Below are 26,158 nucleotides of genomic sequence, written 5' to 3' on the forward strand. Positions count from 1 at the left end.
ACTGATCCACGATTGAGATGGACGCGTATTCGCTTCCATCTCAATTCGTCAGGCTCTGAGCTCGGATGGCCCTGGGGAGGGATAAATGCTGGATCTTGCCGCTGAACCGCGTGATGTTCGCGCGCTTCGGACTCTCGAAGGCGATATCGGCGGCGCGGTTGACGCGGCGCTTGAGCGGGGTGGCGGCCTGTTGCGGCTGGCACCCTGCTGGGTCCCGCGCTCCTTCCTGCATCCCGGCCGCCGGCTGAAGCTCGATCCGCGTGATCTTTATGCGTTCGGACTTTCGCGGGGTGGGATAGACGAGCGCTGGTTCGGTTCGACGACTGAAGCGGCGAACGAGGGCCGCGTGCACGACGAAGGGCTCAGCTATGTCGTCGATGGCGCACACCGCTTCACGCTTCGCGATGCCGTCGCCGCGCGCGGGGAAACCCTGATAGGACCAAGCCTGTGGCAGACCTATGGGCGCTGGCCGGTCTATTCCAAGTTCTTCGACAATATGGGTCCGATCCCGCTCCACATGCACCAGGATGCGTATCACGCAAGCCTTGTGGGTCAGGAAGGCAAACCTGAAGGCTATTATTTCCCGCCGCAGCACAACGCGGTCGACAATGCCTTTCCGCACACCTTTTTCGGCCTGGTGCCGGGGACGACGAAGGCTGATGTCCGCGCAGCGCTGGCGCGCTGGGAGGAGGGCGACAACGGTATTCTCGATCTCTCCGCGGCGTACCGTCTCCGGCCCGGAAGCGGCTGGCTCGTCGGGCCGGGCATCCTGCACGCACCGGGCTCGCTCTGCACGTACGAGCCGCAATGGGGATCGGACGTGTTCGGCATGTACCAGAACCTCTGCGAAGGGCGTGCCGTTCCCCGAGACCTTCTGGTCAAGGATGTCGCCCCCGCGCGCGCCGACGATCTCGACCACCTCGTCGAGCAGCTCGATTGGGAATCGAACGTCGATCCGAACTTCAAGCGCAACCACTATCTCGAGCCCGTGCTCGTCTCCGATACGCGTGCGGCAGGCTATGCGGATCGCTGGGTCGTGTATGGGCGCGTCAAGGGCAGACAGTGGTTCACGGCGCGGGAACTCACCGTCGATCCGGGGTGCCGCTGCACGATCACCGAGCCGGGCGCGACGAGCCTGATCGTTGTGCAGGGTCGCGGCGCGGTGAACAACCTGCCGGTTCGTTCGCCCGCGATGATCGGTTTCCACGAACTCACCGAGGATGAGGTTTTCGTCAGTCACACCGCGGCGCGCGCGGGCGTGACATACGAGAATCTCTCGGCGACCGAACCGCTGGTGATCCTGCGCTATTTCGGGCCGGAAGAAGACCCCGATGCGCCGGATATCGGTGGCACGCTGCAGTGACAGCACCTTCTGCGAAGCGGTATCGCGACAGTCGTCACCGATTGCTGGTCGACATGCATATCCCGGACTGGGATGCGGGATTTCTGGCGAACTACGATCCGGCAGCCATCGCGCAGGCGGCGCGAAAAATGGGCGCGGATGGCGTCATGCTCTATTTCCAGAGCCATGTCGGGCTCTGCTATTGGCCGACGCGCACGGGTGTTCGTCACGCCGCGGCGCGTGACCGCGATCTCGCCGGAGAGACGCTTGCCGCGCTTCGCGCTGATGGCCTGCCAGTCTGCGCCTACTACAGCGTCAATTTCAATAATCAGGTCTGGACCGAGAATCCGGACTGGCGATTGCAACCGGCCGCCGCCGCGACGGTCGGTATTCTGCCGCGCGAACGTTACGGTATCGTTTGCCTGAATGCGGAAGGCTACCGCGCGTTCGTTCAATCGCAGATCGCCGAAATCTGCAGCTACGATGTCGATGCGGTGTTCTTCGACATGATGTGGTGGAATGGCGTTTGCCGTTGCCCATCATGCGTTTCCCGGTATGCGCGGGAACATGATGGTGCCGCCATCCCCTCGATGGTCGATTGGTCGGATCCGGCGTGGACGCGGTTCCAGGCGGCGCGTGAACGCTGGCTTGCGGAATGGACAATTCAGCTCCGCGACTGGGTAAAAGCGGAAAAGTCGGACGCTGACGTCTATCACAACTTCGCGCTTGCCGTTTCGAACTGGACCCGGGGCATCAGCATTGCGTCCGTCGCCGGGCATGATTTCCTCGGCGGGGATTTTTACGGGGACCGGGCCGAACAGTTGCTCATCACCCGCCTGATGCTCAATCTGTCGCCAAGCCGGCCGCCGGAGTTCATGACGACGGTTGCGACGAGTCTCATCGAACACACACGCTTGCGGCCGATTCCCGAGATGCAAACGAAGGCGCTTGCGGCTGCGGCCTCCAACGCCGCGTTCCTCGCCATCGCAGCCATCGACCCCGACGGTCGGCTGGATGCCGCCGTTATTGATCGTATCAAGGCAGGCTTCGCCGCCGCTGCCGCGTTTCCGCGGTCTGCAGATGCTCCCGTGGAAGATGTTGGCCTCTACTTCAGTGACTTGTCGCGGTTCAATCCCGCGGTCGGGCCGATCCCATTGGAGGCCGCGCCTGCCGGCAGCCTTCCCGACTATCCGCACTTCGATGCGCTCGCCGGCGCCTGCCGTGCGTTGCAACGCGCGCATATTCCGTTCGGCGTCTTGTCGGCTGCCAACATCGATGAACTGCAGCGTTGGCCGGTGATCGTGCTTCCGAATGCGATCCGCATGAGCGAAGCGGAATGTGCGGCGTTCCGCGCCTATGTCGCAGGCGGCGGCCGTCTTTATGCAAGCCGCGACACCTCGCTTTACGACGTACATGGCGGCCCGCGGCAGAACCCTGGCCTCGCCCACGTGTTCGGCTGCACGCGCACGGGCGCGTTCGAGGGGCGGCTCGTATATGTCATCGACACGCGGCCGGAGGGCGCATCGCGCCCCATCGCACACTGGCGCGGGCCGGACGCGCGGACCGGAGCGACCCGTGTTCGTTCGGACGATGCGGAAACGCTCGCAGTGATCGGTCTGCCCTACGGATACCCGGCGGGGGGTACGGCGAGCGACACGAATTGGGCGAGCATCCATTCGTCGCCGCCCTGGACGACGACGGAAACGCCTGCGATCCTTCGCAAGGTGATCGGGTCTGGTGTCGTGGTTTACAGCGCGGCCGACATCGAGGCCATGCAGGCGCCCGATCAGGAAGATTTGTTCATCAGTCTGATCCGCAGTCTGATGCCCAGCGCCCCGCGCGTTTCCGTCGAAACGCATCCGTCCGTGTGGATGACGGCGTTTTCCGGCGGGGACCATGATCTGCGGATTTCGCTCCTCGCCTATCCGGCGGAGTTTCCGGCCCTTCCAGTGCCTGCCGCCCCGGTTCGGGTGGCCGTGCCGGACGGAATGGCCTGCGCGAGCGTGACCAGCATTCCCGACGGCACCAGTCTCGCATGGTACGACGAAGGCGCTCAGATCACGTTCGAGGCCGGACCGCTGGAGCCTTTTCGGCAGTTCGATGTTCGCTTCACCGCGGCGCAGCCATGACTGGAAAGATCCGGATCGGCATCCTCGGCGCCGGCCGCATCGCGGTTCCGGCAATCATTACGCCTGCTCGCGGCCACAGTGGCATCACAGTGCACTGCATCGCCGCACGTGATGCCGAGCGCGCGCAGGCCTTTGCGCACACCCATGAAATTCCCTTCTGGGCGGCGAGCTATGATGCCATGCTGGCACGGGAGGATATCGACCTCGTCTACATCGGGCTGCCGCCGATGTTGCATCGCGAATGGACCGAGCGTGCGCTTCGCGCAGGGAAGGCTGTGCTCTGCGAGAAGCCGTTTGCGCTGAATACCGAAGAGGCCGAAGCCATGGTCGCTGCGGCCGGCCGCGCAGGTGTCCCTTTGATCGAGGCGTTTCACTACCGGTATCATCCGCTGTTCCGGACACTGGAGGCGCTTGTTGCGGATGGCGCGATCGGGCGCGTCGTCTCAGCGCGCGCCTGGCTTAGGTATCCGATACCGGAAGATGCGGGCGAGCATCGCTGGTCGGTGGCGGCGGGTGGCGGCGCGCTCATGGACCTCGGCTGCTATCCCGTTCACGCCCTGCGTTCGCTGCTCGGCGACGCGAAGGTCGCGGATGCGCGGATGGCATTTGAGCGCGGTGTGGACCGGGCGGTTGCCGCACGCCTCAGCTTTGCATCGGGCGTTCGCGCAACTCTGCATGCATCAATGCGCACGTCTGCGCCATCGAGCGGCATCATCCTGAACGGCACGTCGGGGAGGCTTATGGTGCGCGGGTTTCTGATGCCCCATCGCGGCGCTGACGCAGTACTCGAACGCAGCGGCACGCGTACGCGGCTCGATGTCGATCCCGTCACGACATTTGCCGCGCAGCTCGATCACGTGGTGGCTGTTTTGCGCGGCGAAGCACAGCCGCTTACCGGCGGCGCGGATGCAGCGGCAAACATGGTGCTGATCGACGCCATCCGCGCGCAGGCACGGATCAGATCAGCGGATTGAGTTCGTCGTTGTCGAGTGGATCGCCGACACGGAGTTTCGCGAAATAGCTGTCGGGCAGGATATTCTGCTGGCCGTTGAACACGGCGCCGTCGGGCATGTATGCGCAGGACATCGCCATCCGTCGTCCTGTCGTCATGTTCACGCCTGCGCCGTGCACGGTCAGCCCGTTGTGGAAGCTGCAATCACCGGCCCGCATCACGGCGTGTACGGGCTGGATATCCTTCATCTCGGGATAGATATCGAAAATCGCGCCGAACTCATCGCGTAGAAACATGTTGTCGTAGCGCGCGAGCTTGTGGCTGCCCGGAAGGAAACAGAGGCAGCCGTTTTCCAGCGTGGCATCCTCAAGCGCAATCCAGATCGATATCGACTGGCGCGAGTGGAAAGACCAATAGGGATTGTCGATATGGAGTGCGGTCGGATTTCCAAACGGCTCCTTTATGAAAGCCTGATCGTGCCACAGGCGGAAGCGATCCACACCTTCGAGCTTGCAGAGCATTTCACCAAGCGCGGGAGATTGCATATAGCGCTGCACCACGTCGCTCAGCCGCCAGAGATTGATCCGCTGGGTGAAGACCCGGTCATAATAGGCATCGCCCTCGACAAGATCGGCGCCCACGCCGGCAATCTTCCGCTTGCCGGGCATCGCCGCGATCGCGGCAAGCACATTGCTTCGCAGTTCGGCGACCTGCTCGACATCGAGAAAGCTTCGCCGAATCATATATCCGTTGTCGCGGTAAAAGCGGATGTCTTCATCGGTCAGTTGCGTCTGCATTTTTCGTAACCCTCCCAAGGTTTTGATTTGCGCGCGTTTACGCGAGCAAATGGGGACCGATGTCCTCCACTCGTCGGCATCCCGTCAGAGTCATGGCCACGCGCATTTCCTGCGCGATCAGCGAGAGCATGTGCGCAACGCCGCTTTCGCCGCGTGCGGCAAGCGCGTAGGCCCAGGCACGACCGAGCAGCACACCGCGCGCGCCGAGTGCCATCATGCGGAGCACATCGAGCCCGGATCGAATTCCGCCGTCGGCCAGCACGGTCAGCCGCTCGCCGACGGCCTCGACGATCGGGGGGAGTGCCGCCACCGTCGATAGCGCGCCGTCGAGCTGGCGGCCGCCATGGTTCGATACCACGATGCCGTCGGCACCGGCGTCTGCGGCGGCAATGGCATCCTCCGGATCGAGGAGGCCCTTGATGATCAGCGGACGCTTCCACTCGGCGCGTATGAAATCGAGATCGGACCAGTGGATCGCCGGGTCGAAATTGCCTCGCATCCACGCGAAGAAATCCTCCAGCCCCGTGCGCCCGGCAAGCACGGGCGCAATGTTGCCGAGGTGATGCGGGCGTCCCATCATACCGACATCCCATGCCCAGTCCGGCCGCATCGCCGCCTGCGCGAACCGCCGCAATGCGCCCCACAGGCCCGGCGCGCCGGCGAGACCCGATCGGACATCGCGATAGCGTGCGCCGGGCACCGGCATGTCGACAGTGAAGATGAGCGCCGGGCAGCCTGCCGCGTCCGCGCGCGCCAGGAGGTCGCGCATGAAGCCGCGATCGCGGATCATGTAGAGCTGGAACCAGAACGGTGCCGGGCTGGCCGCGCGCAGTTCGTCGATCGGGCATACCGAAACCGTGGAGAGGCAGAACGGCACGCCGGCCGTTGCTGCCCCGCGTGATGCCTGAACCTCGCCGCGCCGCGCGTTCATGCCGGCAAGCCCGACCGGGCCAAGCACCACCGGCATGGCGAGAGGCTGGCCGAACAGGATCGTTGCGAGATCGAGACCGGACATGTCGCGCATCACGCGCTGGCGCAGCGCCAGCGTTTCGAGATCCGATCGGTTTCGCTGAAGCGTCACCTCGGCGTAGGAGCCGCCGTCAATATATTCGAACAGGAAGTGCGGCAGTCGCCGTCTCGCCATCGCGCGGTAATCGCCGACGGAAGCTGCGATCATTTTCCGTCTCCATACGCTCAGGATGATGATAAAATATGATCAATATCTATCGAAAACGATTGAATGTGGCAATGGCATTTGATATGCGGGACGCACATTCGAAGACGTAGAAAGAAGTCGATGAACGACATGAGCGAGCGCCCTGCCTCGGAAAATTTCGCGGCACTGCCGTTTGCTATCCCCGCCGATCGTTGGGATGATGCGGTGGCTTCTGGAATGTCCCCGGAAGATTTGCTGCTTTATCGTTCAAATCTTCTCGGCGCCGATCTCACGATCACCAATTTCGGTGGCGGCAACACGTCCGGAAAACTTCCCGGTGTCGATCCGCTTTCCGGCGCCGATGTCACGGTGCTTTGGGTGAAGGGATCGGGCGGTGACATCGGCTCGATGAAGCGCGATGGCTTCGCGACGCTCTATCTCGATCGGCTGCTCGGGCTCGAGGCGCTTTATCGCGGCAGAGAGCACGAAGACGAGATGGTCGGCTATCTCCCGCACTGCACGTTCGCGCTCAATCCTCGGGCGGCATCGATCGATACGCCCCTTCACGCCTATCTCCCGTTCGCGCACGTCGACCATGTGCACCCCGATGCCCTTATCGCGCTTGCGGCATCTTCGAACGGTGAGGCGGCCACACGCGAAATCTGGGGCGGCCGCATCGGCTGGCTGCCCTGGAAGCGGCCCGGCTTTGCGCTTGGCCTGCAACTGCGCGATCTTGTTCAGGCGAGCCCGGATCTCGAAGGCGTCGTCCTCGCCGGGCACGGTCTCATCTGCTGGGGCGACGATGCGCGTGCATGTTATCAGCGGACCGTAAGGCTCATCAGCGATGCGGCGAGCCATCTCAATAAATCCATGAAAACGCAGGTCGCGTTCGGCGGCCGTGTGGTGGAGCCGCGCGAACCGGATGCACGCCGCGCCGCGATGATTGCACTGATGCCCCGGCTGCGCGGTCTCGTCAGCACCGGCAGCGCGAAGGTGATGCACGTCAGCGATGATCCGGAAACCATGGAGTTCGTCTGCGCGCGTGATTTCGGTCGCCTTGCAGCGCTGGGCACCTCCTGCCCGGATCATTTCCTGCGAACCAAAATCGCGCCGCTGGTTCTCGATCCCGCCCGTCTCGACGATCATGAATATCTCGCCGGTGCCGTGGAGCAGTATCGCGCCGATTATGCCGCTTATTACGCGCGCTGCGCCGTGCCGGGCGATCCCCCGATGCGCGACGCCAACCCCGTTATCGTGCTGATCCCCGGCATTGGCCGGATCGCGATCGCCGGCGATCGCACGACCGCCCGGCTTGCGAGCGAGTTCTACGGCAATGCGATCAATGTGATGCGCGGCGCCGAGGCCATCGGCCGCTATGTTGGCCTTCCCGAACAGGAAGCCTACGGCATCGAGTACTGGGCGCTTGAGGAAGCGAAGCTGCGCAGAATGCCGCCGCCGCGTCCGCTCGCGGGCAGGATCGGCGTGATCACCGGCGGTGCCGGCGGCATCGGCGCGGCGACAGCCGCACGGCTTCTGGCAGACGGCGCCTGCGTGATGCTGCTCGATCGCGACGCCGAAGCGGTCAAGGCCGTGCACGCGGATCTTCAGCAGCGCTACGGCCGGGATCTGGTGCGCTATGCGGCCTGCGACGTTACGGATGAAGCACAGGTCGAAGGCGCTTTCGACGCCTGTGTCGCGACCTTCGGCGGCCTCGACATCCTCGTTGCGAACGCCGGAATTGCCTCCTCCGCGGCCATCGAGGAAACCTCGATCGAGCTTTGGCAGCGCAATTACGATGTGCTTGCGCGCGGATACTTCCTGTCTGCGCGCGCCGCGTTCGGCCTGATGCGTGAATCGGGTGGCGGATCGATCGTGTTCATCGGTTCGAAGAACGGCATTGCCGCAGCAACGAACGCCTCGGCCTACGCGTCTGCGAAGGCCGCTGCACTGCACCTCGCGCGCTGTCTTGCACTGGAAGGCGCACCGCTTGGAATCCGCGTCAACACAGTCAATCCCGATGCGGTGATCCAGGGCTCCCGGATCTGGGACGGCGAGTGGCGGCAGGAGCGCGCGGGCGCGCACGGGATCGATGCCGGAGAGGCGCTTGAGATTCACTATCGCAACCGTTCGCTGCTGAAGCGCGATGTGCTTCCGGCAGACGTTGCGGAGGCGGTTGCGTTTTTCGCGTCCGAAGCCTCTTCCAAGTCCACGGGTAACATGATCAACGTCGATGCCGGCAACGCGCAGGCGTTCACACGCTGACGCAAACGTTCGAGAGGCCCATGGTCCGCAGCGATCTCTGGCGGGAACTGTGCGCGGTTTCCGCGCGTCTCGGAGCGGACCGCGCCATCGTGCAGGGCGCGGGCGGCAATGTCTCGCTGAAGGAAGACGGCACGCTCTGGGTAAAGGCGTCGGGCTGCTGGCTGGCAGATGCGGAAGCCAAGGATATCATGGTGCCGCTGGCGCTCGAAGCCGTCCGGCATCGGCTGGCGGACGCCGCAGGGCAGGCGCTGGACGGCGCGCGGCTCGATGATTCGGCGACGCAGCATCTCAAGCCCTCGATCGAAACCGCGCTCCACGCCGTCCTGCCGCACCCTGTGGTGCTCCATGTCCATTCGTTGAATGCAACGACGCTCTCGATTCTCGCCGATGGCCCGGAGCGGCTGAAGGCGTGCGAAGCGGGTTGGCGCGGTGCGTTCATCCCCTATGTTCGGCCGGGGGCCGAACTCGCCGCCATGATCGCGCACGCGGCGGCATCCGGCGGTGACAGGCCGAACGTCTTCGTTCTGCAGAATCACGGCCTTGTCGTTGCCGCGGAATCTCCCGCCACCGCCGCCGATCTTCTGCATGAGGTGGAGCGTGATCTCGCGTTCCCGCTGCAGGCGCCGCCCGCTGCACCGGCTGCGCAGCCGTCGCCCGTCCCCGGCTACCGTTGGGACGAGTCGCTCAGTCGGGTGGCGATGGATCGGCGCCTGGTCTCAATAATGTGCGGCGGCGCGCTCGCGCCGGATCAGGTGGTTTTCCTTGGCGGACCCGCAGCACATCTGCCCTCGAATGGCCAGTTCCAGGCCGTCCTGTCCGAGTATCGAAGCCTCTATGGAGGTGCGCCGGCGGTTCTGCTTGCGCCCGGCCGTGGCGGCTACGTGAGGAACGATCTGCGCGCGGGCGCAGACGATATCCTCGCGTGGGTCATCGACATGCTGCTCAGGGTTCCGACCGATGCCTCGGTCGTCTTCCTTCCCGATGCGGAAGCGCGGGCGCTTGCGGGGTGGGAGGCGGAAAAATACCGCCTCGCACAAAGCAGCGCCCGCGCCGGGCAATAGGCCGCGATCGTTTCAGGCTTCTTCAGCCTGAAACGTGAATCGCTGTCTAAGCTGATGATTAGAGACTGATTCAGGTTTGGAATGGAAGCGCGCGGCGCTTCCATTCCAAACGATCAGACTCTATCGCTCATACGATCCCGGCGCCGAGCCCGACCGGTTTGCGCTCCTGCGCCTTGCGCGCGCGCCATCCGCTGTCGCGGTAGAATTCGAGCACGTCGATCGCGCCACCGGCCTCCATACGGGCCATGGCGACGATGGCCGAAACGTCGACACGGTACGCCCGCCGGAGTGCCTGGAATGCCATCATCGGATCGTCGCGATCCTGCGCGTCGTGGAGCGCATCGCGGTCGATCAGCGCGGCCTTGGCGAATGCGCTGACGATCGACTCCGTCGACGACAGGAGGCTTTCGATCGGATCGGTCACGTTGTGCGACTGGTCGATCATGTAGGCCGGTGTCGGCCCCGGCACGCGCGCTTCGGCTTCCGCGAGTTCGTTGAAAACAAGGAAGAGCTGGTGCGGGTTGATCGATCCTGAATCGAGGTCGTCGTCGCCGTATTTGCTGTCGTTGAAATGGAAGCCGCCGAGGCGCCCGACGCGGTGCAGGCGGGCGACGATCTGCTCGATGTTCACATTCGGCGCGTGATGTCCGAGATCGACGAGGCACTTCGCCTTGGGGCCGAGTTCCTGCGCCGCCATCAGTGAGGAGCCCCAATCCGAAATGATCGTCGAATAGAAGGCGGGCTCGAACATCTTGTGTTCGAGGAGTAGCTGCCAATCGTCAGGAAGGCGGCTGTAGATTTCGGACGTGGCCTCGATGTACCGGTCGAGCGCGCGCGTGAAATCCTGCTGCCCCGGGAAGTTCGAGCCGTCCCCGACCCAAACCGTGAGCGCCTTCGATCCCAGCGTCTTGCCGATCTCGATGCAATCGATGTTGTGGCGGATCGCCTGGGCGCGCACGGCGGTATCCGCCGCGCCGAGACTGCCGCTGCGGTAGCTGTGCTCAGCACCCGGCTGATCCTGGAAGGTATTCGAATTAACGGCATCGAAACCAAGCCCGTACGCCTCGGCCTCTTCGCGAAGCGCAACATAGTCGGACGCCCCGTCCCACGGGAAATGCAGCGACACGCGCGGCGCGGCGCGGCTCAATTGCTGCACCACGGCGCAGTCTGCGAGCTTTTCGTGAATGTTGGTCGGCTCGCCCGGAATCGGGAACTTGGCGAAGCGCGTCCCGCCGCGTCCCGTCGCCCAGGTGGGCAGGGCGAGGGAGAAGCCGGATACCTTCGCCTTCACGCCGTCGATGTCGATGCCGCGCCTTCCCAGCGCACGGCCGAGCGCTTCGTATTCGTCCGTCAGGGCCGCGATGTGCCGTGCATTGTGGTCCGCAATCTGCTCGGGCAAGAAAGGCTTGTCTGCCAAGGGTTCCTCCAGGATTTGACGCATTTTGCTTGTTTTAGATTTGATTTGATTGTTTATAGCGATGATCGTCGCTTGTCCAGACAGGCTGTCGGAAAGATGTGTGGGGGAGGGATATGGCTGGTCTGGTCGTTGTCATCGACATCGGAAAGACCCACAGCAAGGCGTCGTTGTGGACCCGGGACGGCCAGGAACTGGCACGGACCCGACACTCCAATCGGCAGGCCGAAGCCAACGGATATCCCTGTCTCGATATAGACGGTATCGAGGCGTGGTTACGCACCAGCCTGTCCGATTTTGCGCGCATGGGAACCATCTCCGCGATCATTCCGATCGCGCACGGGGCAGCCTGCGCGGTTGTCCGGGGCCGGGAGCTTGTCGCCGCGCCCATGGATTATGAAGCCGAGCTGCCCGCCGACATCCTTGACGCCTATCGCGTCCACCGGGATGCTTTCAGCGAAACCGGCTCTCCGGCGATGGATCGCGGGCTCAATCTTGGCGCGCAGCTTCACGCGCTGGAAGGCCGTATTCCGGATCTTTTCGCCGGCGACGCGGTGATCGTCCCCTGGCCGCAGTATTGGGCATGGCGGCTCACGGGTATCGCCGTGTCGGAAGTCACCAGCCTCGGCGCGCATACCGATCTGTGGTCGCCGCTCGGCAAGACGCCCTCGCCCATGGCCGTGCGGCGTGGATGGGCGCAGCGCCTTGCGCCTCTTTGCCGTGCCGGGGATGTGGTCGGGACACTGCTTCCCGAATGGAGCGCGGCCACGGGTCTTCCAGCGGATACGCAGGTCCATGCCGGGCTCCACGATTCCAATGCCGCGCTGCTGGCCGCGCGGATGCATCCGGAAATCCGCGACCGCGATGCATCCATCGTTTCCACGGGCACATGGTTCGTCACGATGCGGTCGAGCAGGGATGCACAGTCCGCGTTCGCGGCGCTGGGCCAGGGCGGCGTCGTCAACGTCGATGTCAATGCGCTGCCGGTTCCGACTTTGATCTTCATGGGCGGGCGCGAAGTCGAAATCCTATGCGGCGAAGGGATCAGGATCGATGATCCCCAGTACGAGGACGGCATCATGGCCGCGCTGCAGGAGTGCGTGTCCCGAGGCTCGATGATCCTGCCGACATTCGTGCCGGGCGTCGGCCCCTTCGCGAAGCAGTCGGGCGCATGGCAGAACCCGCCCCGGGATCCGGTAGCGCGCGCTGCCGCTGTAGCGCTTTATGCGGCCCTGCTGACGGATTTCGCGCTTGCACGCGTCGGTGCTCGCGGCACGATCATGATCGATGGCCGTTTTGCGCGTTCGAAGGCCTTCGTTTCCGTACTGGCGGGCCTTCGTTCGGATTGCCGGGTCTACGTCGCGCGGCAAGAGGCGGATCTGGCTCTCGGAGCGCTCGGCCTGCTCTCGCCGTCATTGACGGTACAGGCACCGCTCGACCTCGCAGTGCCGGTCGCCCTCGATCTTTCAAGCTACCGGGGCCACTGGCTGGAGATGACGCACTCCAGGGCATCTGCCGGAAAGCTCGTCGAGAAGCAGGGCTGATCACTGAAGATCGGCTGCAATTGGTCCACACATACGAAAAGACCCGGCTCAGTCTCATGAACCGGGTCTCTTTCGTTATTCAAACGCTGTGCGGCGTTCAGGCAGCCTTGCGGCGGCGGCGCGTGGCGCCGAGGCCGACGAGGCCGAGACCGAAGAGCGCAAGCGCGGCCGGTTCCGGAACTTCGCGGCCTTCGATCGACAGCACGAACTGCGCGAAGGTCGTCTTGGCTTCTTCCGTCAGGAAGCCGAAGCAGCCAGCGGCCACACCGGCCGAAGCGCAAGCTTCGTCGGAGAGGAAGCCGAGCGTTCCTGCCGTGTCCGGATCTTCGAAGATGAACAGCGAGTAGTTGGCGCCGTCATAGGAGAAGTCGAACTGACCGAAGTCGAAGTCGAGCACGAAGATGTCGGCACAACCTGCAGCATTGATGCCGACGCCAACGTCACCGCCATCGGCACACTTGCCGCCCGAACCCGCGTTCGGCGTCTCGATGAACGAGATGTTGAACGTGTGCTCAATCGGATCGAGCGCGCTACCGGCCGGATCAAACGGCGTCAGTGCGATCGTGATCGACAGATCGGTGCTGAGCAGCGACTTCGTGCCGGTCGGAAGCGTGCGGTTCTCGTGATAATACTGATCAGCGAGGCTCCACGTGCCGTTGGTGTCAAGGAAACCGTCAGTCGGCGTGTCGGTGACGCCGATGGCGCTCTTGACGCTCGAAGGGCCCCACTGAATGCGCGTGGAGCTGATCTGCTGCGAGCCCGAGCCGCTGGCTTCGAAAACCGGGTTGGAGAACACCGAGGTCACTTCGTAGGACCAGGTGTTGACGAGCGCTGCCTGCGCAGCCGTGGACATTCCGGCCGCGGCGACGAGTGCCATCGCGGGCAGAACCTTGTTGAGAACCTTGTTGCGCATTGTACGCCTCCTGAGAACTGATAGCCGAAAATCAGGAAAGCAAGTCGCGTGCCATTTGCGCTATGCGTGAAGAAAGGGTTAATTTTCCGAGGCTAACGGGCCGTCCGTTCCGGCGGCGAAAAAAGCGTTCCGAAAATTGTAAAGAATCCCGACGACCTGCGGTGAGGCGTCCGAAATGATGCTCAATGCACGGCGGCGCGGGAGAAGAGCCGGAGAACGATCACCCCGGCGAGGATCAGGGCTATGCCCACGAAGGCCGGCGCATCGAGCGTCTGCTTCAGGAACGCCCAGCCGATGAAGGTGATAAGCACGATGCCGACGCCTGCCCATATGGCGTAGGCGATCCCTACGGGAATGCTCTGGAGGGCCAGCGACATCAGGTAGAACGACGTCGCGAAGCTGACGAGGACGATGAGTGTAGGCGTCAGCCGTGTGAACCCTGCGGTCTGGCTGAGCGCGGAGGTGCCGATCGTTTCGGCAACGATGGCGCCCGCAAGATAGAGATAGTGCATGAAAACCGTCCTCCCCCGCTCATCCTCAAACAGAACCGGAAGAGGGACGCGGGCAGAGGCCGCCCGTCAAGCCCTTTCGGACACCATCGTCGGCGCGCGCGCGATGTCGTCGCTTGTCGGCTTGCCATACACGATGAACTTTTCGGCCTTGCCGTCGTCGTTCAGGTAGAAATTCGGGATCGTCAGCAGCGGCCGCAGGCCATACAGCTCGTAAATGCGGCGGGCGTGGCGGTATTTTTCACAATCGGAGGTTTCGAGGCAGAACCAGCGCGCGCCGTTCTGTTTGGCGCGGTTTTCCGTCAGGCGCAGCGTTTCGAACACCGCGTCCCGCCGCGCGCGTGCCGGATCGATGGCGCCCCAGGCGCCCCACGTGACGTCGCGCCAGAATTCCGTTTCGTAGATGCCGGTAAGACCGATGATCGAGCCGCTGCATTCCACGACGCTGAACTCGCAGTCCGAAGAGACGCTGCGGCGACCGCTGAAGCGAAGCCGCACCACCGGCTGAAGCGGGTCGATGAGCCTTTTCCGCTCGGCATACAGGTAGATATGTTCGCCGTGCCCGTCCGGAATATGGCCGGCGATGCGGAAGCCGGCAGCCAGGAACTGCGGCGCGTGAACGCGCTCGAGGCGAACGACCAGCAGACGGTGGAAACGTGGCCAGCGGCGCATCGCTGCCATGGCGAGGTCCACCGCGGCTTCGGGCTGAGAAGCGAGATCGATCCATGCGACGTCGCGGCCATGCACGAACGAGGACAGGAGATCGAGCGTCACGGTCTCGCCTGCGTCCTCGATATGGACTTCCCATTTCGCCCACATAGACGTGATGTGCGGGAAGCCGGCTTTGCGCGCGAAATGCCAAAGATAGCTGCGCGCGACGAGGCCGACCTCGCCGCTGAAGTTGTCCGCAGCGATTTTCATCGCGCGGGCAACATCGCCGATTTTGAGCGGTCTGATCGAATACTTGGCGAAATCCCGGGCTTTTTTGCGGCGTTCTATTTTGCCCGGCTGTAATTTTTCCGCGCGATCCGGAAAATTGCAATTAGCGTTAATCCCGTGATAACTTTCATTGTTTACAGGATTTTCAAGAACGTCAAAGGTCTCACTCGGATTGATACTTTCCGTTAGACCCAGATTGTTCATGCTTCGACCCGATCGCGAAATTATTATTATTGAACTCGGTCTTTTTTTGACCCGAATCCTGCCTGCTGCCACTCTGTAAAACTGGTATTTTGACCCAGAGTATTGACCGGCGTTTGTTAACAAACTCTAACTTCGTTTTCCGGCGATGCCCATATATGGTTTCGGCTCCGAGACTCGGCCGGTCCTTCTGAAAAAACGGCTGGTCGTATTCCTCGCCCCGCCGCGAGATTCCGCGGAATCTTGAGCCCGCATCGAAAGCGTCGATCCGCTCACCAAACCCTGTTTGAAACCAGCCGAAGCAGCGTGTGGTCGCCGACTGTTCGAGACAGCAAAAACCGGCCAATTTCGAACCCGTCAGGGTTCGCTAGGCCGACCGGCCGCCCGAGCTTATGCGAGGAAAGCCAAGGCCGCGGATGCGGCTGCCCGCCGCTTGCGGGACAACAGAATTGGTGCCCCCGAGAGGATTCGAACCTCTGGCCTGCGGTTTAGGAAACCGTCGCTCTATCCTGCTGAGCTACGGGGGCACTGCGCTCGCATCAGTGGCGGCAGCGGGCGAAAATATCAAGCGTCGGTGCGGCCGGTGCGCGTGGGGAACAGCAGCGGCATTGCTTCGATGCCTTCATCGCGAAGCTGCGCGGCTTCGTCAGCGCTCGTTTCGCCGTAGATGCCGCGTGCGTCGGTTTCGCCGTAGTGGATCGCGCGCGCTTCCTCGGCGAAACGTCCCCCGACATACTCGCTGCTTTCGATCATGCTCTTCTGCAGGTCGGCGAGCGCGCCCAGCATCTGCTTGATCCGCGCGTAGTCGCCCCCTGCCACGGGAACAGGTGGGGCATCCGCGCGCGTGTTGCCCTTGGCGGGAACGGCGGGCGCCATCACCGCCTTGGTGATCTCGGCGTTGCCGCACAGCGGGCACGCGAGAAGGCCACGTTCCTTCTGTGTCTCATAGTCGATCGAGGAGCCGAACCACGCCTCGAAGACGTGGGCCTCGCCGCATTTCAGGTCGAAGACGATCACGGCGCGGCGATGTCCCTGCGGTGTTGGAGCACGGGGATGCGGCGGCGCACGTCCGCGATGCGTTCAAGATCGATCTCGACGAAGTGGAGGCCGGGCTCCTCTCCCGCATCGAGCAGGATGTCGCCCCAGGGGTCGATCACCAGCGAGTGGCCGTAGGTGGATCGGCCGTCCTCATGCTCGCCGGTCTGCGCGGCGGCGACCACGAACGAGGCGGTTTCGATGGCGCGGGCGCGGAGCAGCGTGTGCCAGTGCGCGCGGCCCGTGGGGCGTGTGAAGGCGGCCGGGAGCGCGATCACCTGCGCGCCGGCGCCGCTCAGCGCATCGAACAGGCGGGGGAAGCGCACGTCGTAGCAGATGGCGAGGCCGAGCGTGCCGACGGGCGTTTCGGCAAGCGCGACGCCTGCGCCTGCCACGAAGCTCGCGGATTCGCGGTAATATTCACCGGGCGCGGCCTCGACATCGAACAGGTGCATCTTGTCGTAACGCGCGCGGATCTCGCCCTTGTCGTCGATCACGAGGCTGCGGTTGACGAGGCGGTCGGCATAGCGCGCATCGCGCAGCGCGAGCGAGCCGAGCGCCACCCAGATGCCCGCCTTCCGCGCGGCCTCGCGCGCGGCCGCGAGTGCGACGTCGTCTTCCTCGCCGCGTGCATTGGCAAAGAGGCGCGCGGTGTTCCGATCCAGAATCCCCGACATTTCGGGCGTGAACAGCATTTTCGCGCCACCCGTGGCGGCGGCTTCCACATGGTTCGAGAGCGCGGCGGCGTTGACGGCGGAGTCCGTTCCGGACGTCATCTGGGCGATGGCGATGCGTGTCGTCATGGGGCTGGATATGGGGCGTTCAGGCGGTTTGCGCCAGTAGCGGATCGAGCTTGCCGTCGGCGTCGAGCGCCGCGAGATCGTCCGATCCGCCGATATGCTGCCCGCCGATGAAAATCTGCGGCACGGTGGTGCGACCGTGCGCGCGCTGGATCATCTCGGAGCGGCGGTCCCCGCACAGCGTGATGTCAATCTCCTCGAAAGCGGCACCCTTCGCTTTCAAGAGCGACTTCGCGCGTGTGCAGTAGGGGCACAGGAATTTCGTGTAGATTTCAATCTTGGACAAACTGCGATCCCTTTGGCTCTTTTCAGCCCTGTTCGACAGTATCATGGGTGACGCGGGCGAAAGTTACAATATCTATGCGCGCTGCCCCGGCGCGGCGAAGTGCGCGGGCGCAGGCCTCCGCAGTGGCGCCCGTCGTCATCACATCGTCCACCAGCAGGATGTGTGCCCCCTTGATACGCGCCGCCGCGCGGACGCGGATCGCGCCGCGTACGTTCTCCGCGCGCTGGCGCCGCGACATGCCGCGGCTGATCGGCGTATCGCGCACGCGGGTGAGCGCAGTGGCAAGCACGCCGAGCCCGGTGCGCCGGGCCAGCGCGTGCGCCAGCAGTGCGGCCTGATTGAAGCGGCGCAGGCGCAGGCGGCGCGTGTGCAGCGGCACCGGCACGAGGAGTGGCTGATCGGCGAGCATCGGCGCGGCGGCGCGGGCCATCATGCCTGCCATGATGCGCGCCAGCGCGGTGCGGTCGCCGTGCTTCAATGCCAGCACGAGCCCGCCGCTTGCCGCGTTGTAAGCCAGCGCGGCGCGGGCGTGGTCGAACGGCGGCGGCGTTTCCATGCACGCGCCGCAAAGCGCCTCGTCTCCCGCGCTATAGGCGAACGGCAGGCCGCAGCAGGCGCACATCGGCGCGGTGAGGAAGTTGAGGCGCGACCAGCACGGCGCGCAGAAGCTGCCGTCCTCGCCCACGATCGTACGGCACGACGGGCAGCGCGGCGGCAGCAGCAGGTCGATAAAACCCGCGCCTGTTCGTTTCAGAAGCTGGAAGACTGCCCTCTCCATCGGCATGTCGTAGCAGCCTGGCATTGCGCTTGCAGCCTCCCTCGGACAAGAGGTGCCCTGCATGTCAGACCCCATCGAACCGTTCGACCGCACCGCCCGCCGCCGCGCCCGTGATCGTGCCGCACCCGATTTCGCGGGCTTCGCGTTCCTGAAAGATGCGCTTGCCGCCGATCTCGCCGACCGGCTTGCCGAGCTCGGACCATCGTTTCCGCGCATTCTCGATCTCGGGTCGCACGATGGGCGCCTTGCCGCGCTGCTGCCCGAAAGCGAAATCGTTGCGGCCGATGCTGGTTTTCATTTTGCAAAAATGGCGCATGGTGTGATGTGCGACGAGGATCGCCTGCCGTTTGCGCCCGGCAGTTTCGATGCGGTGCTGTCGGCGGCCAGTCTGCACGGCGTCAACGATCTGCCTGGCGCTCTGGTGCAGATCCGGCAGGTGCTGAAGCCGGGCGGCGTGTTTCTCGCGGCGTTCGTCGGCGGCGCGTCGCTCGCGGCGCTGCGCGCGCGCCTGCTCGCGACCGAGATGGCGCGTTACGACGGTGTTTCGCCGCGGTTTCTGCCGATGGTCGATCCGCGCGAGGCGCCGGGTCTGCTGCAGCGCGCGGGCTTCATCGAGCCGGTGGTGGATGTGCACCAGCAGACCGTGCGGTATCGCAGCGCCGCGTCCATGCTGGCTGATCAGCGCGGCATGGGGGAGGGCAACGTGCTTCACGCGCGCAGCCGGAAGCCGCTTTCGCGCGTCGACGCTGCGGCGTTCTATGCTGCGGCAGAAGCAGCGGCGGAGGCGGACGGACGGCATCCGCTCCAGCTCGAGATCGTCACGATGACCGGGCGCGCACCGCCGCTTAAATAAGCGCTGCGAGCGTGCCGATCAGCGGCCGGTCGGCGGGCGGCATATCGATCGAGAACAGGTCGTTCACGCGCTCCCAGCGCAGGCGCTGGCCGTCGTGCCCGTGCGGCGTGCCCTGCCACTTGCGGCAGACATAGAGCATCAGCACGAGGTGGAAATGTTCGTAGGCGTGACTGGCGAAGGTTGCCGGGGCAAGGCACGAGGCTTCCGTCTCGATGCCCAGCTCCTCATGGAGTTCGCGGATGAGCGCAGCCTCAGGCGTTTCACCCGCTTCCACCTTGCCGCCGGGGAATTCCCAGGTTCCGGCGAGGTGCTTTCCGGCCGGGCGTTCGGCGAGCAGCACGCGGCCGTCGCGGTCGATGAGCGCGGCGGCGACGACCATGCGGATCGGTAGTGGATTTATTTGGGGATTCATTTGGTTAACCCCGCGCTTAGTCCGGCTTGTGTGAATTTGTTAACGCCTGACGGCTAGAACGGAGCGGCACCAACAATGCAAGTCCTGAATCCGTGTTTGAACTGAAGGTAGCGGCAATGCCCGAATTCATCCGCAAACTGGTTCGCGAGTCCGAAGGCGCGACAGCGATCGAGTACGGCCTGATCGCGGCGCTGATCGCTGTTGGCGCCATCTCAGGCTTCAACTCTTTCGGCAACGGCCTCACCAACATGTGGGGCAAGATCGAGAACAATGTGAAGACCAGTTCGTAGCCATAGCGGCGACGGCTTCAAAAACGAACAGGCCTCCGGGCCTGTTTTTTTTGGCCTTGAACAAGCGCTTCGAAAGTTAACGCATTTTCACCAGCCGCTTTAAGCAATTGGCAAGAGCCATGCTCTAGTGATGCATTGCTGACCTCTTGGACGGGGACAGAGGAACCCGGTACGTACGGACTAGGTATAGGAGACAAGAAATGTCGTTTTTCCGTAAGCTTCGTAAGGAAGAGAAGGGCGCGACCGCCATTGAATATGGTCTGATCGCTGCTCTCATCGCGGTTGCGGCCATCGGCGCCATGGGTGCGCTGGGCAACGCCATCAGCCAGACGATGAACAACGCTGCGGGTGCGATGACCGACGCCTAAGCGTCGATCTCGCGCAAGCGAAACGAACAGGGCGTCGGGGAAACCCGGCGCCCTTTTCGTTTGTCAGCCGAAAACGACGATCTTCACCTTCTCGCCCGCGCGGAGCGTCGGGTTCGCCTCGCGGTTGTTCATCACGAGGAAGCGTTCCAGCTTGTAATTGTCGAAGGCCATGCGCTGGGAAATCGATTGCGCTGTGTCGCCGGATTTCACGGTGACGACCTGAACGACGCGCTTGCGCAATGCGGCGGCCTGCGCGTCCGTCAGCTTGCGGAACGAGCGCGCCGTGGTGTTCACGACGTCCGAGACGTTCACGTTCGACGGCGAGATGAAGATGAAGTGATAGCCGCTGCCGCCCCCGAAGCGATACGCGACGACGTTGACATCGCGGTTGCCGTTTTGGGTCGCGACACGCGCAGTGGCGGTTGCTGCATCCATGCCATTGATCGTTGTGCGCTGAACGCCCGTGTACTGCGCCTTGTTGTTGCCGAGAACGCCCTGGAACACCGTGGAGATGTAGGAATCGAGGCTGTCGCCGTCGCCGAGCTTGCCGCCGCTGAACTGGATCTGCGCCTGACCGCCGGTTGCCGTCACCGCCGCCGCGCCGTTGTTCAGATAATACCCCTGCGGCACCTCGAAGGCGATTTTCAGGATCGGGTGCGCGAATTTGTGCCCCTCCACGAAGCCCTGCGCCGGATCGTCGCCGTAGAGCATACCGTCGACGGCCGCGTAATAATCGGGGGCGTCCCGTTTCAGCTGTCCGGGCTTCACGCCCGTCGCCGCCGCTTTCTGCGAGGCCCGTTTGACACGCGCGGCGGTCAGCGGGTGGCTGCGCGCCCATGACGGGATCTGCGCGGCCTCGTTCTGGCCGCGAATGCGTGTCTCAAGCGCCTCCTGATCGCCAAGCGACTGCAGGATTTCCGCCGCGGCATAGGGGTCGTAGCCTGCCGCCGTCATGTAGCGGATGCCGAGGTCGTCGGACTGGTATTCCTGATCGCGCGAGTATTTCATCGTCCACGCCTGCCCGAGCTGCCCGGCGATCTGGCCGATCTGGCTGCTGCCGGTGAGCACAGTGGCGAGGATCGAGACGAGCCCGCTGCCGAGCGCGGCGTTCTGGCGTTTCTTCGAATGCTGTGCGTCGACGTGGCCCACTTCGTGACCGAGCACGGAGGCAAGCTCCGCCTCGCTGTTCATGATCGAAAGCAGCCCGCGCGTCATGTAGACGTAGCAGCCGGGGATCGCGAAGGCGTTGACGACGGTGGTGTTGAGCAGCGTCACCGTGCATTCGTTCTCGGCAGACGCAATGTTGGAGCGGACGGCGACCTCCTTGCCGATGCGCTTCACCATCGCAGTGCCGGGGCCTTCATAGGCACCGCCGAACTCGGCCAGAATCTCCGGGTGTGCCTGCGCGGCCTGAGCGCGTTCGCTGGCGCTGATCTGGCGCGGTTTCTGTGCGCTCGCGCTCGTTCCGGGGCCGGTCACGCAGGCGCCGAGCACCATCGTGCTCACCGCGATCCCCAAGGCCTGCTGCGCTTCTTTCCTCATATGATGTCTGTCCCTCAAAGTCCTGCCACCCGCTTAAACCTGCGACATGCCGCGCCGGTTCCCGGGGATCGTTACGGCTGCGATGCCGCCCAGTCTCCAACGTTCGCGGCGACCTCGTTGGCCGCTTCGTTGAGCGCGCGCGCGACGGCGGGGCCCGTCTCGGCGCCAACCGGCCGCGTCGCCGCGAAGCTGCGGCTTGCAACATAGCCGGTTCCGGGTGCCGACAATACGGCATCGTAGCGCACACGCACCTGCGCCGCGCCGCGCACATCCAGCCCGAACTCCACCAGCCGCCCGGAAAGCCGGTGTGCGCCTACGATGTCGGCATTGCGTTCGTCGATCACCGGACGGCCCGTGCGCGCCTGCACCACCTCGCCGAGCAGGCGCTGAAACAGCACCACCGGCTGCTCGACCCAGTTCGCCTTCGGAAGATAGGCGATTTCGGTCGCCTCCGTCGTCACCGGGATGCGCAGCGTGCGCAGCGCACCGGGCGCGCTCGGCACCGTTACGAGCAGGGGCTTGCCGGTGAGGGCCGCGGACTCACCGACGTTGGCCTGGACGGTGAGCAGCGACTCCGGCGGGTCTCCGGCGCCGCCGATCTGCACCAGCGGGCCGCAGCCGGCGATCAGCAGGGCGGCAAGGGTAGCAATTGGTTTCATCGGTTCCTGTCTCCGTCGGGCTTGTATTCCGGCAGCTTGCGGCCACCGACGAGGGCGCCCGCCGGGTCTTCGTCGAGCTTGGCGGCGATGGCGCCGAGCGAACGCGACATCTCCCTGAGATCGCCGACAAGGAGGTTCACCTCTGGCAGTGTGTGCGCATTGAACGCTTCCGCACCGGTGCGGGCGGCGCGGGAGGTCGCCTCCAGTTCGCTGAGCGCCGTATCCGCGTGCTGCAGCGTTTTGCGGAGATCGGCAACGAGCGGTTTGCCCTCGGCATCGACGAGCTTGCTCGTGCTGTCCGCCAGCACGGCGAGCGCTGCGGCCGTCTTGCGGGTCTCCGCGATAGTGGCGCGAATCTCCGTCACCGCCTCTGCGATATCGCCGTCGCGGCTGGCGACGGCGGCGGTGATCGTGTTCGTGTTCTTGAGGATGCCGGCGATCGAATCCTGATTCTGCGGACTCAGCACCTCGTTGAGCCGCGCGGTGAGCGTGCTGATGCGCTCGAGGAGCTGCGGCGCGGAATCGAGGAGCTGGCCGAGTGCGCCGGGTTTCGTGGGGATCACCGGCGCCCCGTAGGGCCCCGGTTCGTCGATGGCCGGCGCGCCCTTGATGGCGCCTTCCAGCTCGACGATCGAAACGCCGGTGAAGCCGACGCTGGCGATGGTGGCGACCGTGCCCTGCAGGATCGGCACGCCCTCGTCGATCTCGATGCGGACGCGCACGAAGTTCGGCGTTTCCGGCATCAGGCGGATTTCCTGGACCGTGCCTACGGGCACGCCCGAGTAGTTGACCGCGCTGCCGCGCGCGAGCCCGGAAACCGATCGGAAGAAGATGTCGTATTTCTGCCTGTCGGACGTGTCGACGCGCGCGATCCACAGGATGAACAGGAACGCGGCGATGAACAGCGCGATCGCGACGGCGCCGACGAGAACGTGATTGCTTCTCGTTTCCAAAATCAACCCCCTGCTGCAGCGCTCGCAAGCGCGGCGCGTCCGCGCGGACCCCGGAAATACTCCTGAACCCACGGATGATCGAAAGCCAGAAGTTCGTCGATAGTTCCCACCGTCAGCACGCGCTTGTCCGCCAGCACCGCGACACGGTCGCAAATCGTGTGCAGCGTGTCGAGATCGTGCGTGATGAGGAACACGGTGAGGTCGAGCGTCTCGCGAAGCTGCAGGATGAGCTGGTCGAAGGCCGCCGCGCCGATCGGATCGAGGCCCGCCGTGGGCTCGTCGAGGAAAAGCAGGCGCGGGTCGAGCGCGAGCGCGCGGGCAAGGCCGGCGCGCTTCTTCATGCCGCCCGAAAGCTCGCTCGGGTGCTTGGGGCCGGCATCGGGGGGCAGGCCGACCATCGCGATCTTGTAGGCCGCGATCTCGTCCATCAGCGCGTCTTCGATGTGGTAGAACTCGCGCATCGGCACTTCGATGTTCTCGGCCACCGTGAGCGTGGAAAACAGCGCACCGTTCTGGAACAGCACGCCGAACTGGCGGCGCAGCTCCAGCTCCTCGAGCTCGCCGAGGCCGCTGACGCGACGACCGAAGATTTCCACCTCGCCGGCGGTGTAGCGTTGAAGCCCGATGATCGATCGCATCAGCACGGTCTTGCCCGTGCCCGATCCGCCGACGATGCCGATGATCTCGCCGCGCCGGACCTCAAGGTCGAGGTTCTCGTGGATCACCTGGTCGCCGAAGCTGTTGCGAAGGCCGGTGACGCGGATCACGGGGCCGCGGCGGTCGTCTGCTCCCGTCATCAGTTCCACCCGATCGCCGAGAAGAACACGGCGAAAAAGGCATCGAGCACGATGACGAGGAAGATCGCCTGCACCACGGCAGCCGTGGTGCGAAGCCCCACCTCCTCGGCGTTGCCGCGCACCTGCATCCCCTGGAAACAGCCGGTGACGGCGATGACGAGCCCGAACACCGGCGCCTTGATGAGCCCGACCCACACGTCGGTGAGCGGCACCACCTCCTGAAGCCGCTGAATGAACGTCGCGGGCGGGATGCCGAGCGAAACCCACGTCAGCAACATACCGCCGAGGATGCCGAGCATCGACCCGTAGAAGGCGAGAAGCGGCATCGCGAGCACGGCGGCGAGCAGGCGGGGGATCACCAGCACCTCGATCGGCGGCATACCGATCGTGCGCATCGCGTCCACCTCCTCGGCAAGCTTCATCGAGCCGATCTGCGCGGCGAATGCGCTGCCCGAGCGGCCCGCGACCATGATCGCGGTCATCAGCACGCCAAGCTCGCGGAAGGTGATGCGCCCGACGAGATTGATGACGAACACGTCGGCGCCGAACTGGCGCAGCTGCACCGCGCCCTGCTGCGCGACGACGATGCCGACAAGGAAGCTCATCAGCCCGATAATGCCGAGCGAGGCGACGCCCACCGCCTCGAACTGGTTGATGAACGCGCGCCACCGGAAGGCCCGCCGTGCCGCGATCACCTTGCCGAGCGAAACGAGCGTGAGGCCGAGGAAGGCGAGGAAACCGCCGAATGTCGTCGCCGCGAAGGTGATCCAAGCGCCGAGCTTTTCCAGCGTGCGGATGAAGCCCGGCAGCGGGTCTGGCCGGATCTTGGTCGGCTGGGTATGCGAGCAGATCTGCTCGATCAGCTCTTCGGCCTTGTCGCTTGCGCCCGTCAGCCGGAAGGGGAGGCCCGCGGCCTCGCGCGCCGTGCGCGTGCGATAGAGCACCCACGCGCCCGCCGTGTCGATGCGCTCGATGTCGGCGAGATCGACGGTAAGCGGCTCGGGATCGGCTTCAAGCGCGCGCAGACGCTGCGAGATCGGGTCGATGAAGCGGATCGTCATGCGGCCGGAGAGGTGTACCGTGCGCCCTTCGTCCGTCTCGCTCTCGCTGATCCGGCCCTCCGCGGGGGCCTCCGCCTCAGCCATAGTGCGCAAGTCTCAGGCCGGGCCGGTCCCAGCGCGTTTTCGCGAGCCGGCCGGTGGAGGACAGCGTCACCCACGCATCCTGCATGTCCGCGCCGCCGAAGCAGATGTTGGTGGAAAGCAGGTCGGGGAAGTCCCGCCAAGTCTGCGCGCCCGTGGCGGGATCGACGGAGGTGATGCCGGGCTGCGCGACGAGCGTCGCCACGCAGATGTTGCCGTCGGCGTCGATCGCCAGCGAATCGAGGAGGGTGTGCCCACCGAACGCCGTTACGACCCGTCCCGGCAGCGCGTCGAGCGGCGAGGGCGCGACCTCGCCGGGGCCGGTGATGTCGAAGGCAAGCACGGTCCGCTCCATGGTGAGCGCCGTATACACGGTGCGTCCATCGGGCGAGAGACCGACGCCGTTCATGTTCGGGCCGTAGACGGCGCAGCGGATGCGGGAGCCGTCGGCCTTCGCATAGTAGAGCCCGCCGTGGTCGGTGGCGTGCTCGCGAATCTTGCCGAGGTCGGTGAACCAGAAACCGCCATCCGCGTCGAACACGATATCGTTCGGGCCGGAGAGGGCGCGGCCGTCGCACTCGGCATAGAGCCGCTCGACCTTTCCGGTCGAAAGGTCGATCCGCTCGATGCGTCCGGTCGTGTAATCGGCGGCGATGTGGCCGGGGATCAGCAGCCCGTCCTGGCGCATCCACTCGAAGCCGCCGTTGTTGCACACGTAGAGCGCGCCGTCCGGGCCGATTGCGGCACCGTTGGGTCCGCCGCCCGGCGTGGCGATCACCTCGGTGCGGCCGTCCGGCAGCACGCGCGTGATGCGGCCCGCCGCGATCTCGACGACGATAACGCTGCCGTCCTGCATCCACACCGGCCCTTCGGGAAACTCTAGGCCCTCGGCGACGATTTCGACTGCGCTCATTCCGCTCCGTCCTCCCGCTGCATCCTGTCCGCCAAAGCGCTTTCGATGCAAGGTCTTTGCGTCCGGGGAGCAATTGCGCTAGCAATGCAGTTCCCTATCTGTTCACGTCCG

26 protein-coding genes and 1 tRNA gene are annotated in these 26,158 nt (G+C 64.5%); 9 read left to right on the forward strand and 18 right to left on the reverse strand.

Annotated elements, in window-relative coordinates; all coding sequences use genetic code 11:
- Positions 1 to 85: 85 nt before the first annotated feature.
- From ACFQ00_RS12315 to ACFQ00_RS12325, 3 genes are read left to right on the forward strand one after another with little or no spacing between them, the layout of a single operon-like run.
- Entirely contained in the window at positions 86 to 1,363 is a 1,278-nt protein-coding gene (locus ACFQ00_RS12315; protein ID WP_381491156.1) for a hypothetical protein, read from the forward strand.
- Positions 1,360 to 3,471, forward strand: a complete 2,112-nt coding sequence (locus tag ACFQ00_RS12320; RefSeq protein ID WP_381491159.1) for an alpha-L-fucosidase — start codon at positions 1,360 to 1,362, stop codon at positions 3,469 to 3,471. Before ACFQ00_RS12315 ends, ACFQ00_RS12320 begins: the two co-directional genes overlap by 4 nt.
- A complete protein-coding gene (locus ACFQ00_RS12325; RefSeq protein WP_381491161.1) occupies positions 3,468 to 4,445 on the forward strand; it encodes a Gfo/Idh/MocA family protein in 978 nt (325 codons plus the stop codon). Before ACFQ00_RS12320 ends, ACFQ00_RS12325 begins: the two co-directional genes overlap by 4 nt.
- On the opposite strand, the gene ACFQ00_RS12330 is transcribed toward ACFQ00_RS12325, so the two are convergent.
- Both ACFQ00_RS12330 and lldD read right to left on the reverse strand, forming a co-directional pair.
- Positions 4,429 to 5,220, reverse strand: a complete 792-nt coding sequence (locus ACFQ00_RS12330; RefSeq protein ID WP_381491164.1) for a phytanoyl-CoA dioxygenase family protein — start codon at positions 5,218 to 5,220, stop codon at positions 4,429 to 4,431. The two genes, ACFQ00_RS12325 and ACFQ00_RS12330, sit on opposite strands and share 17 nt — an antisense overlap.
- 37 nt (positions 5,221 to 5,257) lie before the next feature.
- Complete coding sequence (gene lldD / locus ACFQ00_RS12335; RefSeq protein ID WP_381491167.1) at positions 5,258 to 6,397, reverse strand: FMN-dependent L-lactate dehydrogenase LldD; 1,140 nt, start codon at positions 6,395 to 6,397, stop codon at positions 5,258 to 5,260.
- Positions 6,398 to 6,517: 120 nt separating this feature from the next.
- On the opposite strand from lldD, the gene ACFQ00_RS12340 reads away from it, so the two are divergent.
- Both ACFQ00_RS12340 and ACFQ00_RS12345 read left to right on the forward strand, forming a co-directional pair.
- Positions 6,518 to 8,638: a bifunctional rhamnulose-1-phosphate aldolase/short-chain dehydrogenase gene (locus ACFQ00_RS12340; RefSeq protein WP_381491170.1), complete on the forward strand. Its 2,121-nt coding sequence runs from the start codon at positions 6,518 to 6,520 to the stop codon at positions 8,636 to 8,638.
- A gap of 20 nt (positions 8,639 to 8,658) precedes the next feature.
- The gene (locus ACFQ00_RS12345) at positions 8,659 to 9,699 is read left to right on the forward strand and encodes a class II aldolase/adducin family protein (RefSeq protein ID WP_381491173.1); all 1,041 of its coding nucleotides are present in this window, start codon (positions 8,659 to 8,661) and stop codon (positions 9,697 to 9,699) included.
- A gap of 127 nt (positions 9,700 to 9,826) precedes the next feature.
- Here the strand turns inward: ACFQ00_RS12345 and ACFQ00_RS12350 are convergent, their stop codons facing one another.
- On the reverse strand, positions 9,827 to 11,116 hold the full coding sequence (locus ACFQ00_RS12350) for a TIM barrel protein (protein WP_381491175.1): 1,290 nt from the start codon (positions 11,114 to 11,116) through the stop codon (positions 9,827 to 9,829).
- Between the two features lie 113 nt (positions 11,117 to 11,229).
- Here ACFQ00_RS12350 and ACFQ00_RS12355 point away from each other — a divergent pair, with 113 nt between their 5' ends.
- The gene (locus ACFQ00_RS12355) at positions 11,230 to 12,657 is read left to right on the forward strand and encodes an FGGY-family carbohydrate kinase (RefSeq protein ID WP_381491177.1); all 1,428 of its coding nucleotides are present in this window, start codon (positions 11,230 to 11,232) and stop codon (positions 12,655 to 12,657) included.
- 97 nt (positions 12,658 to 12,754) lie between these two features.
- Here the strand turns inward: ACFQ00_RS12355 and ACFQ00_RS12360 are convergent, their stop codons facing one another.
- The 8 genes from ACFQ00_RS12360 to ACFQ00_RS12395 all read right to left on the reverse strand — a co-directional run bounded on the left by ACFQ00_RS12360 (position 12,755) and on the right by ACFQ00_RS12395 (position 18,142).
- Positions 12,755 to 13,570: a THxN family PEP-CTERM protein gene (locus ACFQ00_RS12360; protein WP_381491180.1), complete on the reverse strand. Its 816-nt coding sequence runs from the start codon at positions 13,568 to 13,570 to the stop codon at positions 12,755 to 12,757.
- 182 nt (positions 13,571 to 13,752) lie between these two features.
- Complete coding sequence (locus ACFQ00_RS12365) at positions 13,753 to 14,082, reverse strand: DMT family transporter (protein WP_374596779.1); 330 nt, start codon at positions 14,080 to 14,082, stop codon at positions 13,753 to 13,755.
- A gap of 66 nt (positions 14,083 to 14,148) precedes the next feature.
- The gene (locus ACFQ00_RS12370) at positions 14,149 to 15,345 is read right to left on the reverse strand and encodes a hypothetical protein (RefSeq protein WP_381491183.1); all 1,197 of its coding nucleotides are present in this window, start codon (positions 15,343 to 15,345) and stop codon (positions 14,149 to 14,151) included.
- 324 nt (positions 15,346 to 15,669) lie between these two features.
- Positions 15,670 to 15,746, reverse strand: a tRNA-Arg gene (locus ACFQ00_RS12375).
- 37 nt (positions 15,747 to 15,783) lie between these two features.
- Complete coding sequence (locus tag ACFQ00_RS12380) at positions 15,784 to 16,236, reverse strand: DUF1178 family protein (RefSeq protein WP_381491186.1); 453 nt, start codon at positions 16,234 to 16,236, stop codon at positions 15,784 to 15,786.
- On the reverse strand, positions 16,233 to 17,057 hold the full coding sequence (locus ACFQ00_RS12385) for a carbon-nitrogen hydrolase family protein (protein WP_381491189.1): 825 nt from the start codon (positions 17,055 to 17,057) through the stop codon (positions 16,233 to 16,235). Before ACFQ00_RS12385 ends, ACFQ00_RS12380 begins: the two co-directional genes overlap by 4 nt.
- A 19-nt stretch (positions 17,058 to 17,076) precedes the next feature.
- On the reverse strand, positions 17,077 to 17,340 hold the full coding sequence (grxC, locus tag ACFQ00_RS12390) for a glutaredoxin 3 (RefSeq protein ID WP_381491192.1): 264 nt from the start codon (positions 17,338 to 17,340) through the stop codon (positions 17,077 to 17,079).
- 22 nt (positions 17,341 to 17,362) lie between these two features.
- The gene (locus ACFQ00_RS12395) at positions 17,363 to 18,142 is read right to left on the reverse strand and encodes a ComF family protein (RefSeq protein WP_381491194.1); all 780 of its coding nucleotides are present in this window, start codon (positions 18,140 to 18,142) and stop codon (positions 17,363 to 17,365) included.
- 37 nt (positions 18,143 to 18,179) lie between these two features.
- On the opposite strand from ACFQ00_RS12395, the gene ACFQ00_RS12400 reads away from it, so the two are divergent.
- The gene (locus ACFQ00_RS12400; RefSeq protein WP_381491197.1) at positions 18,180 to 18,971 is read left to right on the forward strand and encodes a class I SAM-dependent methyltransferase; all 792 of its coding nucleotides are present in this window, start codon (positions 18,180 to 18,182) and stop codon (positions 18,969 to 18,971) included.
- Here ACFQ00_RS12400 and mutT read toward each other — a convergent pair.
- Positions 18,964 to 19,383 carry an 8-oxo-dGTP diphosphatase MutT gene (gene mutT / locus ACFQ00_RS12405; RefSeq protein ID WP_381491200.1) on the reverse strand — a complete coding sequence of 140 codons (420 nt, stop codon included), beginning with the start codon at positions 19,381 to 19,383 and terminating at the stop codon, positions 18,964 to 18,966. The two genes, ACFQ00_RS12400 and mutT, sit on opposite strands and share 8 nt — an antisense overlap.
- Before the next feature lie 116 nt (positions 19,384 to 19,499).
- Between mutT and ACFQ00_RS12410 the strand changes: the two genes are divergently transcribed.
- A complete protein-coding gene (locus tag ACFQ00_RS12410) occupies positions 19,500 to 19,673 on the forward strand; it encodes a Flp family type IVb pilin (protein WP_381491203.1) in 174 nt (57 codons plus the stop codon).
- A gap of 200 nt (positions 19,674 to 19,873) precedes the next feature.
- Positions 19,874 to 20,041, forward strand: coding sequence for a Flp family type IVb pilin (locus ACFQ00_RS12415; RefSeq protein WP_271257865.1), 168 nt, complete (start codon positions 19,874 to 19,876; stop codon positions 20,039 to 20,041).
- A gap of 63 nt (positions 20,042 to 20,104) precedes the next feature.
- Here ACFQ00_RS12415 and ACFQ00_RS12420 read toward each other — a convergent pair whose 3' ends face one another.
- The 6 genes from ACFQ00_RS12420 to ACFQ00_RS12445 all read right to left on the reverse strand — a co-directional run bounded on the left by ACFQ00_RS12420 (position 20,105) and on the right by ACFQ00_RS12445 (position 26,047).
- The gene (locus ACFQ00_RS12420) at positions 20,105 to 21,583 is read right to left on the reverse strand and encodes a M48 family metalloprotease (protein WP_381491206.1); all 1,479 of its coding nucleotides are present in this window, start codon (positions 21,581 to 21,583) and stop codon (positions 20,105 to 20,107) included.
- Between the two features lie 71 nt (positions 21,584 to 21,654).
- Positions 21,655 to 22,242 carry an ABC-type transport auxiliary lipoprotein family protein gene (locus ACFQ00_RS12425; protein ID WP_381491209.1) on the reverse strand — a complete coding sequence of 196 codons (588 nt, stop codon included), beginning with the start codon at positions 22,240 to 22,242 and terminating at the stop codon, positions 21,655 to 21,657.
- Entirely contained in the window at positions 22,239 to 23,195 is a 957-nt protein-coding gene (locus tag ACFQ00_RS12430) for an MlaD family protein (RefSeq protein ID WP_381491210.1), read from the reverse strand. Before ACFQ00_RS12430 ends, ACFQ00_RS12425 begins: the two co-directional genes overlap by 4 nt.
- 2 nt (positions 23,196 to 23,197) lie before the next feature.
- Complete coding sequence (locus ACFQ00_RS12435; RefSeq protein WP_381491212.1) at positions 23,198 to 23,992, reverse strand: ABC transporter ATP-binding protein; 795 nt, start codon at positions 23,990 to 23,992, stop codon at positions 23,198 to 23,200.
- Positions 23,992 to 25,137, reverse strand: coding sequence for an ABC transporter permease (locus ACFQ00_RS12440; protein ID WP_374596807.1), 1,146 nt, complete (start codon positions 25,135 to 25,137; stop codon positions 23,992 to 23,994). Before ACFQ00_RS12440 ends, ACFQ00_RS12435 begins: the two co-directional genes overlap by 1 nt.
- Positions 25,130 to 26,047: an SMP-30/gluconolactonase/LRE family protein gene (locus ACFQ00_RS12445; protein WP_381491214.1), complete on the reverse strand. Its 918-nt coding sequence runs from the start codon at positions 26,045 to 26,047 to the stop codon at positions 25,130 to 25,132. Before ACFQ00_RS12445 ends, ACFQ00_RS12440 begins: the two co-directional genes overlap by 8 nt.
- Positions 26,048 to 26,158 lie beyond the last annotated feature (111 nt).

The organism is Sphingosinicella xenopeptidilytica, assembly GCF_042676985.1.
Taxonomy (GTDB): Bacteria; Pseudomonadota; Alphaproteobacteria; order Sphingomonadales; family Sphingomonadaceae; genus Sphingosinicella; species Sphingosinicella xenopeptidilytica.

Excerpts from the sequence above, each read along its gene's own strand:
- ACFQ00_RS12315 (WP_381491156.1), top strand. The coding sequence starts at position 86 with ATGCTGGATCTTGCCGCTGAACCGCGTGATGTTCGCGCGCTTCGGACT.
- ACFQ00_RS12325 (WP_381491161.1), top strand. The coding sequence starts at position 3,468 with ATGACTGGAAAGATCCGGATCGGCATCCTCGGCGCCGGCCGCATCGCG.
- ACFQ00_RS12330 (WP_381491164.1), bottom strand. The coding sequence starts at position 5,220 with ATGCAGACGCAACTGACCGATGAAGACATCCGCTTTTACCGCGACAAC.
- lldD (WP_381491167.1), bottom strand. The coding sequence starts at position 6,397 with ATGATCGCAGCTTCCGTCGGCGATTACCGCGCGATGGCGAGACGGCGA.
- ACFQ00_RS12340 (WP_381491170.1), top strand. The coding sequence starts at position 6,518 with ATGAACGACATGAGCGAGCGCCCTGCCTCGGAAAATTTCGCGGCACTG.
- ACFQ00_RS12345 (WP_381491173.1), top strand. The coding sequence starts at position 8,659 with ATGGTCCGCAGCGATCTCTGGCGGGAACTGTGCGCGGTTTCCGCGCGT.
- ACFQ00_RS12355 (WP_381491177.1), top strand. The coding sequence starts at position 11,230 with ATGGCTGGTCTGGTCGTTGTCATCGACATCGGAAAGACCCACAGCAAG.
- ACFQ00_RS12360 (WP_381491180.1), bottom strand. The coding sequence starts at position 13,570 with ATGCGCAACAAGGTTCTCAACAAGGTTCTGCCCGCGATGGCACTCGTC.
- ACFQ00_RS12365 (WP_374596779.1), bottom strand. The coding sequence starts at position 14,082 with ATGCACTATCTCTATCTTGCGGGCGCCATCGTTGCCGAAACGATCGGC.
- ACFQ00_RS12385 (WP_381491189.1), bottom strand. The coding sequence starts at position 17,057 with ATGACGACACGCATCGCCATCGCCCAGATGACGTCCGGAACGGACTCC.
- ACFQ00_RS12395 (WP_381491194.1), bottom strand. The coding sequence starts at position 18,142 with ATGCCAGGCTGCTACGACATGCCGATGGAGAGGGCAGTCTTCCAGCTT.
- ACFQ00_RS12400 (WP_381491197.1), top strand. The coding sequence starts at position 18,180 with ATGTCAGACCCCATCGAACCGTTCGACCGCACCGCCCGCCGCCGCGCC.
- mutT (WP_381491200.1), bottom strand. The coding sequence starts at position 19,383 with ATGAATCCCCAAATAAATCCACTACCGATCCGCATGGTCGTCGCCGCC.
- ACFQ00_RS12410 (WP_381491203.1), top strand. The coding sequence starts at position 19,500 with ATGCCCGAATTCATCCGCAAACTGGTTCGCGAGTCCGAAGGCGCGACA.
- ACFQ00_RS12415 (WP_271257865.1), top strand. The coding sequence starts at position 19,874 with ATGTCGTTTTTCCGTAAGCTTCGTAAGGAAGAGAAGGGCGCGACCGCC.
- ACFQ00_RS12420 (WP_381491206.1), bottom strand. The coding sequence starts at position 21,583 with ATGAGGAAAGAAGCGCAGCAGGCCTTGGGGATCGCGGTGAGCACGATG.
- ACFQ00_RS12425 (WP_381491209.1), bottom strand. The coding sequence starts at position 22,242 with ATGAAACCAATTGCTACCCTTGCCGCCCTGCTGATCGCCGGCTGCGGC.
- ACFQ00_RS12435 (WP_381491212.1), bottom strand. The coding sequence starts at position 23,992 with ATGACGGGAGCAGACGACCGCCGCGGCCCCGTGATCCGCGTCACCGGC.
- ACFQ00_RS12440 (WP_374596807.1), bottom strand. The coding sequence starts at position 25,137 with ATGGCTGAGGCGGAGGCCCCCGCGGAGGGCCGGATCAGCGAGAGCGAG.
- ACFQ00_RS12445 (WP_381491214.1), bottom strand. The coding sequence starts at position 26,047 with ATGAGCGCAGTCGAAATCGTCGCCGAGGGCCTAGAGTTTCCCGAAGGG.